Source organism: Parabacteroides sp. AF27-14 (assembly GCF_003635425.1).
Classification (GTDB): domain Bacteria; phylum Bacteroidota; class Bacteroidia; order Bacteroidales; family Tannerellaceae; genus Parabacteroides; species Parabacteroides distasonis.
The window spans coordinates 408-14250 of sequence record NZ_QTLZ01000042.1; the positions used below are offsets into that span (position 1 = coordinate 408).

The window sequence follows — 13843 nt, forward strand, 5'->3', positions numbered from 1 at the left end:
GTGATGGTGCGTATCCTCGACTGTCTGTGGGTCCCCTTGTTCGAGGTGAGAGCGGGGGAGTACGAGTTGATCGAGCTGAACACGGGGGGCAAGCACGTGTATACCCATTTGGACAACGACCGTCTGTCGGAGGGCTTGCACGGGGCCTTGGGCCGTTACCACGCCTCTGGCGTGGTAGTGGATGAGGATGCTCGTTTGGCCCGTGAGGTCCTGCGTGGCTACGCCTCTCTCCGTGGTGAGACCGACGTGATCCGTTGCAAGCTTTACTCGTTGCTCCTTCCTGCCTATAAGCTTTTGGGCGATGAGGATGAGTTCGATCGTTTGCATGCCACGATGCGCAGTATGCTCCCGGTGATAAAGGCGGCGCAATCCCGTGCCTTGCTGCTGGTCACGCTGTACGGCTGTACGGACAGCAGCCTCTATCAGCGCATGGCGCACGAGCTGGTTGACCCTTGGCAGGAGGAGGCCTCGCCCAAGAAGAGCAAGTTCGTGTTGATACGTCGTTTACGTGATTACGACCGATGGCTGAAACACGATAGAGTTGACTAGTAATAGTTGGCAGTTGACAAGTGACAGTTTAAATCCTAAATCAAAACATGTCTTCCCTTCCTTCGGGTATCCGGTTGATGAGCTTGTTGCGTGAGCATTTGGATGAGATCATGGGGCGTGAGCGTACGAACTTGACCTCCATTCATTTGTATTGTACGGGGCTTTACTGGGTGGCTTTCGAGCGTTCGGCTTACCAGCTGTATCGTGCGTTCCCGGATAGCGAGATCATGCCGATGCGCTTGTACGCCTACCCGTTCCCGATCGTGATGGTGTCCGTTACGGATCGCTTGCTCCGCTCGTACGCCCGCAAGCATATCTTGAAAAGAGACGAGTCGGATTACAAACTGTTGACCGTCCCCGAGCTTCCCATGGCGGATTACCGTACATGGCACGCCGGCGAGGTGGAGAGGTTACCTTTATTGAATGAAAAAGTATGAGTATGACGCAAATACCGTTGTTGTTATTACTGTGCGGATTGTTGATCTCTGTGTTTTTAGGCATGGTCATTATCCCGAGGATCTTGGTGATCTCGCATAAGAAACGGCTGTATGATATCCCGGACTCCCGTAAGATACATACGACCCATGTCCCCCGTTTGGGCAGCTTGTCATTCTTTCCGGTTATCCTAATATTTGCTTGGACCCGGTAAAAAAGCCGGAGGTCGTTTCGGAAAAAGACGTGAGGCCGGATCCGTGTGATTTATTAGCCTCCTATATCCAAGACGAGGAGGTGCGTCACGACTTCGTGAAGCGAATCTCCCAATGCCCGGATGTAGCCACCCTCTGCTAAACGGTGCTGACCGACCTTTTCAACGAGGTCTTTTGCGACTGCGTAGAACCGGCCAAACTTATCAAGAGCAAGGAATTCATTAACGCCATCATCCCCCTGCTCCCCTTCAAACAAGGCAAGAGCTTGCGCAATATCCGGCGGGCGATCGTGAAGTATGTGCTGAGGGAGGGATGAGGGATATTTTTCAGTAGTAATTGGTTCTATATTCAATAAAATAATGTTTTTCGCTGAAAAGCTGATGAGGAATAAGACAGTATTGGTCAATTTCTCCTATTTGAGCATATTACAGATATTTACGATCGTATTTCCGTTACTTACATATCCTTATTTATTGCGTATTATAGGGTTGGAGTTATATGGGGTACTCGTGTTTGCTCAGGCCATTATATCTTATGTGTCGTTGGTGATAAATTTCGGCTTTAATATGTCCGGAGCGAGAAGTGTGGCTGTTTATAAAGGAGATAAGGAGAGATTGTCCCAAATAGTCTCCTCCATTTATTTGTGTAAATTTATCCTTTGGTTTATTTGCCTTATCGTGTATTTATCGGTAATAAGTATATTCCCTTTTTTTAAGAATTATTATTGGGTTTATGTTCTTTCTTTCTTATTGACATTCAATGAACTCTTATTACCTATCTGGTTCTTTCAAGGGATCGAGAGGATGAAGTATATCACGATTGTGAACTTGTCATCTCGTCTGTTATTTGTGGTCGCTATATTCTTGTTTGTCCATGATCATGAAGATTTTCTGTTGGTACCGCTTTTGAATGGAATCGGTGCGATATTGGCGGGTTGCTTGTCTTTCTATATCGTGTTAGGGAAGGAGAAGATTAATTTGTCTTTGATTCCTATGAAAGAGTTGATTTCTGCTTATAAGGAGAGTCTATCTTTGTTCGTTTCTCTTCTTTCTACCCAGATCTATGTGAATGTGAACAAGTTGGTTATTGGTTCCTTCTTGGGTATGTCGGAGGTTTCTATCTATGATATGGCAGAGAAGGTTTCGCTTTTGATTAAGCTTCCTGTTTCCATGATGGGACAAGCAGTTTTCCCGAAGATTTCCCGTGAACGTAATGTATGTTTTGTTAACCGGGTGATGTTCTTGGTGGCGGGGATCGTTTCACTGGCTTATGTCGTTTTATTTGTTTATAGCGGATGGATTGTGTATCTTTTCACAGGAGAATACATAGAAGTGGCGTCTCTAATTATTCGTCTGTTGGGGGTGTCTGCAATCTTAGTGTCCTTTAATAACTTCTTGGGAGGGAATCGTCTTATTCCGTTTGGCTACTCATCCGTTTATATGCGAGTGATGGTGGCCAATTGCTTGTTCTTCTTAGCAAGTACTGGGCTGCTGTGGATGACGGAGAATATAAATATATATACGGTGACAGTGATGACGGTAGCGGTGGAGGGATTCTGTTTGGTAACATTGCTTTATAAAGATTGGCGTTTGAATTTACTCAAGTTATAGCAATGAATGCTATTTATTAAAAAGGTCGAATATATAGAGAAGCTTTCGTTTATTTCAATTATTGATTCTATATTACACTTATGCAACTATCAATTATTATCCCAGTATTCAGCGTGAAGGATTATATCCGTAAATGTTTAGAGTCTGTACTTTCTATTACAGATTTGAGTTATGAGGTCATCCTTGTACAAGATATATATGCGGATGATTCATTGGAAGATATTTCTGATTTATTGGATAATCCATTTGTACGTATATGTAATCAAAAGAATGCAGGCCTATCTGCTGCAAGGAATGCGGGTTTACTTTTAGCGAAAGGTGAGTATGTCTATTTTATGGATAGTGATGATTATATAGATTCGATTATTTTTTCAGATCTTTTTGTTCGTTATTATCGTTTAAATCCAGATATATTGATTGGAGCTTTTAAGTATGTAGATGAAAATGGTAAAGATCTAGAGCAACGAAACAACCAACTTGTTTTTACTGCACAAGGGATATTTAAGGGGGAGGATTATTTATTACGATATTTGTCTTTTCCTATGGTCTGGCTGAATATTTATAAACGAGCTTTTTGGCTAGAAAATCAACTTGAGTTTAAAACTGGAATTTATTTCGAAGATAATGAATTAACTCCACGTGCATTGTACTTGGCTCAAAAGGTTTGTGTGACGGATGTTCCCTTCTATTTCTATCGAATTCGATCAGGTTCATTAGCGCAACAGATATTTGGAAATAAAAAATTGAAAGATAGTCTGTTTGTCGCTAATTCCTTATTGGATTTCTTTGATTGTAGGGTAAAGGAGGAGAGAATGCGGAGTTATTTTACAAAAAGAGCACTGTCTGTGTTTTTTGGAGCATTAGGCTTTTATCTTCAAAACCACTTTGTGAATAAAGAACAGGGTGAAGATATCAACCTGTTGTTGAATAGAGTCTCTTTTTTGATAGATTTACCTTTTCATTTTAGGTTGATGTTGCTTTGCCATCGCATGAGTTTGTGGGGAATGTTGTATGTAGTAAAAAGACGGTATAAATATAAATACTTTCAATTATGAAAATTTTAATTACGGGTGGTGCCGGTTTTATAGGTTCCCATCTTTGTGACGCTCTTATGGAAAGAGGTCATAACCTTACGGTGGTAGATAATTTGGTACTGGGAAGGAAAGAAAACATATCTCACCTTTTAGGGAAAGTCGGTTTTGAGTTTATCGAGGAAGACTTGCTTCATACAGAGGCGATGAGAGATATATTTAAGGATAGAAAGTTTGATATGGTATATCATTTAGCGGCTAACTCCGATATTCAAAAAGGAGGAAAAGATCCGCAGGTGGACTATGACCTAACATTTAACACGACTTTCCATGTGCTTCGGTATTTGAAAGAGTTTGGGATAAAAAAGTTCTTTTTTGCATCTACTTCTGCCATTTATGGTGAGACGAGTGATATTTTAAATGAGAATTATGGCCCTTTGTGTCCTGTGTCTAATTATGGTGCGGGTAAGTTGGCGAGCGAGGCATTTATTAGTGCATTTAGCTTCGCCTATCATATTCAGACTTGGATCACTCGTTTCCCTAATGTGGTAGGTGAGCGCTTCACTCATGGTGTGATTTATGATTTTATCCATAAGCTACGGAAGAATCCGGCTGAGTTAGAAGTGTTGGGTAATGGCGAGCAGTATAAGCCTTATGTGTATGTGAAAGACTTGGTGGAAGGTATTCTTTACGTGATAGACCATGCCTCTGATGCTTATAACGTATATATGTTGGGATCTGATAGCCGGACGAAGGTGAAAGAAATAGCTGCTATGGTGATTGAGGAGATGGGCTTGAACGCTAAGATCAAATATAGCGGAGGTGATCGTGGATGGGTTGGTGACGTGCCCGAGTTCCGTTACGACTTGACCAAAGTAAATACGTTAGGCTGGAAAGCGGCTTATACGTCTAATGAATCTGTAAGATTAGCCATTCAAAAAGCTTTAGGAAAATGAAGGTGGTTGTAATAGCGGGTGGTCAAGGTACTCGTATCGCATCGGTGAATAGTGAAATTCCCAAGGCAATGATTCCTGTCGCAGGTAAGCCTATTTTGGAGTACGAGATTGAGATGGCTAAACGTTATGGTTATACGGACTTCTTGTTTATTATCGGTCACATGGGTGATCAGATAGAGCAGTATTTTGGGGATGGCTGTCAGTGGGGTGTGAGCATTGAGTATTTTATAGAGGAGAGACCTTTGGGTACGGCCGGTGCTTTGGGCTTATTGAGAGATAAGTTAACGGAAGATTTCTTTGTCTTTTATGGAGATACGGTGATGGACTTTGATATGGATGCTATGCTCAATTACCATAAGAGCAAGCGGGCGGATGCTACTCTTTTCCTTCATCCGAATGATCATCCCTATGACTCTGATATTGTTGAACTGGATTCAAGTGGACGTGTGTTACGTTTTTGTAACAAGCCTCATGCTGATGATTTCGTGAGCCATAATATGGTGAATGCCGCACTGTTTGTCTTCTCTCCGAAGGTTTTGGAGCAGATAGAGATAGGAACGAAGTCGCACATAGAGAAGCATGTACTTCCCGCTTGTTTGAATAAAGGGATGAACTTGTTCGGATACGTGTCTTTCGAATACATCAAGGATATGGGTACTCCCGATCGTTATTATTCCGTATGCGATGATGTGACGAGCGGGAAGGTGGGTCGCTTGAATAGGAGATATACACGACCTGCCATATTTCTGGATCGTGATGGGGTTATCTCTAAAGAAATGAACCTGCTTTGTAAACCTGAGCAAGTGGAACTGATAGAAGGAGTTGGAGAAGCCATTCGTTATATTAATGAGAAAGGGTATTTGGCGATTGTCGTGACCAATCAGCCGGTGATAGCCCGTAATCTTTGCAGCTTGGAAGAGTTGGATTATATCCATGCAAAGTTGGAGACCCTATTAGGGCATGAGCAGGCCTATTTAAATGCTATCTATTATTGTCCGCATCATCCTGACGCTGGCTATCCGGAGGAACGGAAGGAGTACAAGATAAAATGCGCTTGTAGGAAACCTGCACCCGGAATGTTGTTGCAGGCAGCTAAGGATTGGAATATAGACATGGGCCAATCCTATATGATAGGTGACCGTTCCAGTGATGTGCAAGCAGGAGAGAACGCGGGTTGTAAAGCCTCTATCCAAATAGAGATGAACAAACCTTACGCCCTGTTAGACGCTTTGAAAACAATTATTTAAATAAACGTATTGTAATGATTATATCGAGGACCCCTTTTCGCATCTCATTTGCGGGTGGAGGCTCTGACCTCCCGTCGTTTTATCATCGAACGACGGGGGCTGTATTGAGTACCTCTATAGACAAATACATGTATATAGCTATCCATCCGTTCTTTGATCAGAAGAAGATTCAATTGAAATATTCTAAGACGGAATTAGTTGATTGTATAGATGATATCCATCATCCTATATTTCGAGAAGTATTGAAAATGTATCAGCTAAGTGGTGTAGACCTAAACTCCATAGCGGATATCCCGTCGGGAACCGGCCTGGGATCTAGCTCTGCTTTTACGGTAGGTCTGTTGAATGCGGTTCGGGCTTATTTGGGAAAAGCGACCAGCGGTGAGAAGTTAGGGCAGCTAGCCTGTGATATGGAGATTCATAAGGTCGGTTCGCCTATCGGAAAGCAGGATCAATATGCGGCTGCTTGTGGAGGTCTTAATTTCATTAGCTTTTATGGGGATGAAACGGTAAACGTGGAGAAGATAATCATGGATCCCGGTAAGAAAAAGGAGCTGGAGGATAATCTGTTAATGGTCTTTGTAGGAGGAGAGCATTCTGCCAATGCTATTCTGAAAAGCCAATCGGCGGCTATTAGTGACGTTAGAAAGTTTGAGACTCAAAAAGAGATGGTTCAATTAGCATATCAACTTCGTTTCTCTTTAGAGAGCAATCAGCTTGATGATTTTGGCCGTATCCTGCATGAGGGATGGTTGATGAAGAAGTCGTTGGCCTCTGGTATCTCAACGGGTGTGGTAGATGAGATGTATGATAGGGGCATTCGTGCCGGAGCCTTGGGCGGTAAGTTGTTGGGTGCCGGAGGTGCGGGCTTTATCCTTTTCTATTGTCCGAAGGAGAGACAGGATGCTTTTAGGGCACGAATGAAGGGAATGAATGAGATGAGTTTTCATTTCGATGATTTTGGATCAAAGATAATTTATGTAGGAGATAAATTCAGTGATTAATATGATGGATTATACGCAAGAGATAACCGCTTATTTCGATAGACTTAAGGTTACGATCGATAAGATTAGTAAATCGGATTTAAGTGACTTGATGAATGTGTTGGTAGATGCCAAAGAGTCAGGGAAACAGATTTTCATAATGGGCAATGGTGGTTCATCTGCTACGGCCTCCCATTATGTGTGTGACTTTAATAAAGGCATTTCAATGAACCAAGATAAGAAGTTCAAGTTCATTTGTTTGAACGATAACATCCCCTCTTTGATGGCCTATGCCAATGATTTGTCTTTTGAGGATATTTTCGTTGAGCAATTGAAGAACTTCTATCAAAAGGGAGATATTGTGATTGGAATTTCTGGGTCGGGTAATTCCATGAATGTGTTGAAAGCGATAGATTATGCGAATGAAAATGGAGGCGTAACAGTGGGCTTGACCGGGTATAGTGGGGGTCAGTTGATAGAAATGGTCCAACACAACGTACATATTCCTATTGATGATATGCAGATAGCGGAGGATTTACACATGGTGCTAGACCATTGTATGATGAAGATTTTGAGTAATAATTGTTGGTAATATAATAAAAATGATCTATTCATGTCTGCGTAGTTTTGCTATAAAAAGATGGACTAGACTTATTCTATATATGCTTGTTTCTCTCTCTCTTTTGGCATTTGTATATTTAAGTGATAATATATCTGATAAGTTATTCTCTTTTTTATATATTGCTGTTTTATTATTATCAATCATATCTATTTGGTTTTATTCTCATAATAAAATAGGAATATTTATTATGTTTATGTTGTCTTTTTCTGTGTTTATAGGAGGACGATTTATTGCAAATGTATTAGGGTATGAAGGAGATGTGTTTTCTCCTACGTCATTTTATGATTATAGTGTTGGATATTTAAGAAAGAGAGATTTGTTTTTATATGTTATTGCTTTTGTTGTTTTTTCTACATTAGGATATTGCTTATATATATGTAGAATGATTAAACCTATGGTAGTCTTAAGTTCTTCTGCTATTTTTAGCTTGAAAATAAGACGTGTATCAAGTTTGTTGTTTCCTTTGTTTTGTATATTGATTTTGAAACATGCTTATTCTACACTAGTTGTCGCTTTGTCTGGTGGGTATTTGTCTCTTTTTATGGATCAAGTAGAAGAGTATTCTCCAGGTGGTAAGTTTATGGATGTGATAATCTATTTTTTTCTTTCTATCTCGATTGTATTTGGAGATGTTTCTTTAAAGAAAAAATATCTAGTTCTTTTTTTTGTAAATTCTCTTGTTGATTTGTTTATAGGAACACGCACTGCTATGGCTTCTTTGTTTTTGTTCCTAATTTGGGTTTATTCATTAGAACATAAGGTGAATATTAAAAAACTTATAGTATATTCTTTTCTATCATTGATTATTTTGTTATATTTATTTTCTTATTCAATAAGAGTAGAGGAGTTTGATTTGTCTTCTTACTCTTTTACTGATGTATTTGATACTGTCGTTTTTTTCTTTTATCAAAATGGAGTTTCTTTAATGGTTTTTGATGCATCTCGTTTAATTGATAGTTATCCAGCAATTGCATATTTTCAGACATTCATTCCTGGAGCTACATGGTTTTGGGGATTGTTTGGAAATAGTATGCTTCCTCAAGATATTTCATTTTCATATCATTTGTGTCATGAGTTGAATCCAAGTCTTTTTAATGAGGGATTTGGGCTTGGATGGACTGTGCTTTCTGATCTTTATTTGTTGTCTTGTCAAGGTAATCCTATATTGTTTGTAATATTGTCTTTATTGGTAGGTGTTATGCTTGCGTTATTAGATAATTTATCTGCAAAGTATTCATTTTATCTTTTTATATCTGTGTTTATATTTATGAAATGTATGATTCTTCCTCGTTCTAGTTTAGCTGCTGTTATACCTCTATTTTGTTATGGTTATGTTCTTTATTTTGTCATGAAACAATTACTTAATAGGCGTATTTGTAAGTCTTTGTTTTCGAATAAAAAATTATTGTAAGTGTATGGATCTATCATTTGTTATCTTAAGAGTATGAAGATATTATATGTGTCATCGGTTGTGAATCATCATCAGGCCTATTTTGTTAAGGAACTTTATGAAATATTTCCAGATAATGTATGGTATGCTGCATTAGAAACTTATGAGCAACGAAGAAAAATGATGTGTTTTCCTGAATTTGAAGAAAAGTGGATTATAGATATTACGAAAAATAGAACTCTTTTTAATTCATTGTTTATAGAAGCGGATATTGTTTTATGTCACGACTATAATTTTTATCCACAGATGAAAGAGCGTTTAGCTAAAGATAAAATAACATTCTATTTTTCGGAACGTTGGTTTAAGCCTCCTTATGGAAAAATTCGTTTGTTAAGACCTTATATGCTGAAATTATGGTATGAGTTCTATCGAATGTCAAAATCTCCCTGTTTTTTTTACTTATCACAAGGGGAATATGCTGCAGCTGATTTTAGAACTATTGGGGTGTGTCCGATGAGAATGTTTAATTTTGGATATGTTACTTCTATACAACAAAATCCGACAACTGAATATTTGTTACCTCAAGGTAAAATCAATATCCTTTGGTGTGGTAGGATGTTGGCTTGGAAAAAAGTGGAAAATTTAGTACAAGCTTTTATTCGAGTATCTAAAATTAGATCAGATATTCATTTAACGCTTGTCGGCAAGGGAGAATGTGAAAAAAAAGTATTGAAACTTATATCTGGTTATGAGGATGTCATAACTCATCAAGATTTTCTTCCAACAAAAAAGGTGCGTTCTTTAATGAATCAAGCTGATGTGTATGTGTTATCTAGTAGTGGAACAGAAGGTTGGGGAGTTGTTGTTAATGAGGCTATGGCTGAAGGTTGTGCTATAATAGGAAGTAATCAAGCCGGTAGTATAAAGACTATGATAAAAGATAAAGTTAACGGCTTGGTTTTATATCGTAATGATGTTGATGAAATAGAAGAGAAACTTTTATATCTTATTGATAATCCAATAGAATTAAAACGCTTAAAATATATGTCGTTGGATAGTATACAAGAATGGTCTCCAGAGAATGTATGCTCTCGTTTTGTTCAGGTCGTGGATGCTATAAACAATAATAAATTATTTGATTTATATCGGGAAGGACCTTTTAAATCTTTATAAATATGATTACTGTTAAGTTGTATCGTATAGGACATTTTTTTCATAAGTGTGGTTTTGTAAAAGTCGCAAAATCTATTTCTTATTTGAATCGTGTCTTATTTGGAGGATGGATTCCTTCATCGGCGGAAATAGGTGAAAATTTTAAATGTGGCTATGGGGGAATAGGAGTAGTTATTCATAATGATACTAAAATAGGTAATAATTGTGTTATTGCGCAAAATGTAACCATAGGGAGAAAATTTCGTGATGAAAAAGTTCCTGTGATAGGAAATGATGTTTATATAGGTGCAAATTCAGTTGTTTTTGGTGAAATTACTATTGGAAATAATGTAATAATAGGTGCAGGTAGTGTTGTTGATAAAGATGTTCCTGATAATTCAACAGTATTTGGAAATCCTATGAGAATAATAGAGTCAGATCGTAGGAAGAGATATTATGAATTGGATGTGAAGCGAAAGTGATAACTCTTTTTTTCTGTATACTCCATGCATATCTTGTTATATTATTCTACTCTTCGGAACTTGAGACCTCGCCAAGTTCGTTATCAAGTCTGGTATAGGCTACGGGCATATATCCGGAAATATATGAATTTTCGATATGCGCTCTTTTTACCAAGAACAGGGTGTCCATTGTCTTTAAACCCATTCATCCCAAAATATCCATCTTTGGATAGTGTTACGGGACGTTTCTCGTTCTTAGGTAAGGAATCCGCCTTCCAAGGATGGAACGATGAGAGTTTTGGCAAATTATGGTCCTATAATCTAAATTATATGGACTACCTTCATCAAGAAACCATATCTTTCGAACAGGCCGTTTGCTGGATCGATAAGTTTGTCGATGAGATAGAGGGGAATAGGAATGGTCTGGAACCTTATCCGATCGCTTTACGAGGTATCAATTGGATCAAGTTCCTGTCGAGATATCATCCTTATATTCCGGCAGAGAATAAGCGAGAATGGGACCACTCCTTGTATGCCCAATATCAAATCTTACTGGATAATCTGGAATATCATCTTTTAGGGAATCACTTATTGGAAGACGCTTTCTCCTTGTTATGGGCCGGGCTTTATTTTAAGGATGAGTCGATCTATCAAAAAGCGAAAGGTTTATTGTTGCGGGAACTGGAAGAGCAACTCCTTCCGGATGGCGCTCATTACGAGCAATCCCCGATGTATCATTGTATATTATTGGATCGGTTGCTGGATTGCTATAATGTCTCTATGAATAATTTGCGGTTTATAGGGCAGGAAGGTCTGAATGAACGCTTACGGGAGAAGGCTAGTAGCATGTTGGGACATTTAGCCTCTGTCGTTTATAAAGATAATACGATACCTCTCCTGAATGATTCCGCTGAGGGAATCGCGCCTTCTCCGACTCAATTGTTTGCATACGCTAAGCGATTGGATATGGATTGGGAAAAGCTTCCGATGGGAGCGTGTGGCTATCGAAAATTGATGGCGGGTCATTGGGAGGCTATCGTGGATGTTGGAGACATAAGGGCCTCTTACCAACCCGGCCATTCGCATGCGGATACGTTCAATTATGAGTTGCGGATAGGGGGTAAGCCTTTCGTTATAGATACCGGAATTTCTACGTATGATAAGACAGCCCGTAGGCAATACGAGCGTGGCACGGCGGCCCATAATACGGTGATGATAGGGGATAAGAACTCTAGCGAGGTATGGGGTGGCTTTCGTGTGGGGAGACGGGCAAGGGTGACGCTTCTCAAAGATTCTCCGAATGAGGTGGAGGCTTGGCATGATGGCTTTGGTTCCTTGGGTAAGCATCATCGAAGATTTATGATCGATAAGGATCGTTTTAGGATAGAGGACTCTGTCTCAACTGGCGTGAAAGCCGTAAGCTTGATCCATCTGGCTCCGGATGTGGAGATCATGTCTTGTTCACGGACTGAGATCGTGACGAATATCGCGGCGATAAGAGTGGCCGGCGCATCCTCTGTCGAGATTGTAGAAGATCAAGTGTCATTTACGTATAACCGTTTTCACCTATCTAAGACAATTCGTATTCATTTTGTGAAGAAACTTTCTTATACAATAGGTTGATTGTTGTTGGACCATTCTTGATCTGCCTAATATCTTACTTAAAAAATAATACATAATTCTTATGAAAGCATGTTTCATGGGTTTGGGCTATATTGGCCTGCCCACGGCTATTATTGCCGCAAAGCACGGGGTGGAGATCGCCGGGGTGGATATCAACGCCCAGGTGGTGGAGGTTACCAACCAAGGGAAATTGCATATCATCGAGCCGGGTATGGAGGAGATGTTGCGGGAGGTACTGGCCTCCGGACATTTCAAGGCGTACACCGAGCCTCGGGTGAGCGACGCTTATTTCATGGTGGTACCCACTCCTTTCAAGGGGGATCATGAGCCGGACGTATCGTTCGTGGAGTCGGCTACCCGTATGGTGCTTCCTTTGTTGAAGGAGGGGGATTTGTACGTGATCGAGTCTACATCGCCGGTGGGGACGACCGAACGGATGGCTAGTTTGATTTTCTCGGAACGGCCGGAGCTGGAGGGCAGGATCTATATCGCTTATTGCCCGGAGCGGGTGCTTCCGGGTAACGTGATCCATGAGTTGGTGCATAACGACCGGGTCATCGGCGGCATGGACGAGGCCTCTACCCGTAAGGCGATGGAGTTCTACGGCCAGTTCGTGAAGGGTACGCTTCACCCAACGAATAGCAAGACGGCCGAGATGTGTAAATTGACCGAGAACTCAAGCCGGGACGTGCAGATCGCTTTCGCCAATGAGCTGTCGTTTATCTGCGATAAAGCGGGAATCAATGTTTGGGAGTTGATCAACTTGGCGAACAGGCATCCCCGTGTGAATATCTTACAGCCGGGTTGCGGTGTTGGTGGTCATTGCATAGCGGTGGACCCTTACTTCATCACGGCGGAGTTTCCGATGGAGAGCCGTATGATCTCGACGGCCCGTGAGACGAATAATTACAAGGCTTTTTGGTGCGCTGAGAAAGTGAGGAACGCCATGCTGCGGTTTGAGCTGAAGCGTGGGCGTAAGCCGGCGGTGGCAATGATGGGCTTGGCTTTCAAGCCTGATATCGATGACTTGCGCGAGTCTCCGGCCAAGGGAATAACGACGAAGGTGTTGCAATCGTGCAACAACGCTGATATCATGGTGGTGGAGCCGAACGTTTCGGAGCATAAGTTGTTTAAGTTGACCCCTTATAAGGAGGCCTATGAGAAAGCCGATATCGTGGTTTTCTTGGTGAATCATAGGGAGTTTTCGGGGTTGAATTATCGGGATGACGTGGAAGTACTGGACTTTTGCGGGACATTCAAGAAATAATCGTTCGCTAAATAGAAGAATACGCTGTAATGAGGAAAATAATGTTAGTCTTCGGGACCCGTCCCGAGGCGATCAAGATGGCTCCGCTGGTGAAGGAGTTCCAAAAACATCCGGAGTCGTTCGAGACCATCGTGTGCGTTACCGGACAGCATCGGGAAATGCTGGATCAAGTGTTAAAATTGTTCGAGATCACGCCGGATTATGATTTGAATATCATGAGGCAGGGTCAGGACTTATATGACGTGACCGCCCGTGTCCTTGTGGGTATGCGTGACGTGTTGCGTGAGGCGACACCCGATGTCGTG

15 protein-coding genes and 2 pseudogenes are annotated in these 13843 nt (G+C 40.9%); all 17 read left to right on the top strand.

All coding sequences use genetic code 11. The features are described from left to right. Positions 1-549, top strand: a pseudogene (locus tag DWY79_RS23180) (transcriptional regulator); the annotation flags it as partial. Between the two features lie 47 nt (positions 550-596). Beyond that, positions 597-986, top strand: coding sequence for a hypothetical protein (locus tag DWY79_RS21775; RefSeq protein WP_057329631.1), 390 nt, complete (start codon positions 597-599; stop codon positions 984-986). Beyond that, positions 983-1180 (top strand): annotated as a pseudogene (locus tag DWY79_RS21780) (undecaprenyl/decaprenyl-phosphate alpha-N-acetylglucosaminyl 1-phosphate transferase); the annotation flags it as partial. The gene DWY79_RS21775 and the pseudogene DWY79_RS21780, both read left to right, overlap by 4 nt. A 5-nt stretch (positions 1181-1185) precedes the next feature. After that, complete coding sequence (locus DWY79_RS23185; RefSeq protein WP_233564032.1) at positions 1186-1338, top strand: hypothetical protein; 153 nt, start codon at positions 1186-1188, stop codon at positions 1336-1338. A gap of 3 nt (positions 1339-1341) precedes the next feature. After that, the gene (locus DWY79_RS23190; RefSeq protein WP_233524163.1) at positions 1342-1512 is read left to right on the top strand and encodes a hypothetical protein; all 171 of its coding nucleotides are present in this window, start codon (positions 1342-1344) and stop codon (positions 1510-1512) included. Between the two features lie 43 nt (positions 1513-1555). Then, on the top strand, positions 1556-2806 hold the full coding sequence (locus DWY79_RS21790; RefSeq protein WP_008771739.1) for an oligosaccharide flippase family protein: 1251 nt from the start codon (positions 1556-1558) through the stop codon (positions 2804-2806). Between the two features lie 80 nt (positions 2807-2886). After that, a complete protein-coding gene (locus DWY79_RS21795; RefSeq protein WP_121962959.1) occupies positions 2887-3861 on the top strand; it encodes a glycosyltransferase in 975 nt (324 codons plus the stop codon). Next, on the top strand, positions 3858-4793 hold the full coding sequence (locus tag DWY79_RS21800) for an NAD-dependent epimerase/dehydratase family protein (protein ID WP_121962958.1): 936 nt from the start codon (positions 3858-3860) through the stop codon (positions 4791-4793). The genes DWY79_RS21795 and DWY79_RS21800 overlap by 4 nt, the downstream gene beginning before the upstream one ends. Then, complete coding sequence (locus tag DWY79_RS21805) at positions 4790-6040, top strand: HAD-IIIA family hydrolase (RefSeq protein WP_008774507.1); 1251 nt, start codon at positions 4790-4792, stop codon at positions 6038-6040. The genes DWY79_RS21800 and DWY79_RS21805 overlap by 4 nt, the downstream gene beginning before the upstream one ends. A 14-nt stretch (positions 6041-6054) precedes the next feature. Further along, positions 6055-7044, top strand: a complete 990-nt coding sequence (locus DWY79_RS21810) for a GHMP kinase (protein WP_122370444.1) — start codon at positions 6055-6057, stop codon at positions 7042-7044. Position 7045: 1 nt separating this feature from the next. Further along, positions 7046-7615 (top strand): SIS domain-containing protein, encoded by a 570-nt coding sequence (locus tag DWY79_RS21815; protein WP_121962955.1) that lies wholly within the window; start codon positions 7046-7048, stop codon positions 7613-7615. A gap of 10 nt (positions 7616-7625) precedes the next feature. Beyond that, positions 7626-9056, top strand: coding sequence for an O-antigen polysaccharide polymerase Wzy (gene wzy, locus DWY79_RS21820; RefSeq protein WP_122370446.1), 1431 nt, complete (start codon positions 7626-7628; stop codon positions 9054-9056). 33 nt (positions 9057-9089) lie between these two features. Next, positions 9090-10208: a glycosyltransferase family 4 protein gene (locus DWY79_RS21825; RefSeq protein WP_147331068.1), complete on the top strand. Its 1119-nt coding sequence runs from the start codon at positions 9090-9092 to the stop codon at positions 10206-10208. A 2-nt stretch (positions 10209-10210) separates the two neighbouring features. Next, a complete protein-coding gene (locus DWY79_RS21830) occupies positions 10211-10669 on the top strand; it encodes a serine O-acetyltransferase (RefSeq protein ID WP_121962952.1) in 459 nt (152 codons plus the stop codon). 24 nt (positions 10670-10693) lie between these two features. Beyond that, complete coding sequence (locus DWY79_RS21835; RefSeq protein ID WP_122370450.1) at positions 10694-12271, top strand: alginate lyase family protein; 1578 nt, start codon at positions 10694-10696, stop codon at positions 12269-12271. A gap of 61 nt (positions 12272-12332) precedes the next feature. Further along, a complete protein-coding gene (gene wecC / locus DWY79_RS21840; RefSeq protein WP_122370452.1) occupies positions 12333-13538 on the top strand; it encodes a UDP-N-acetyl-D-mannosamine dehydrogenase in 1206 nt (401 codons plus the stop codon). Positions 13539-13567: 29 nt separating this feature from the next. After that, positions 13568-13843 (top strand): UDP-N-acetylglucosamine 2-epimerase (locus DWY79_RS21845; RefSeq protein ID WP_199705271.1); only part of this gene is annotated, 276 nt, incomplete at its 3' end.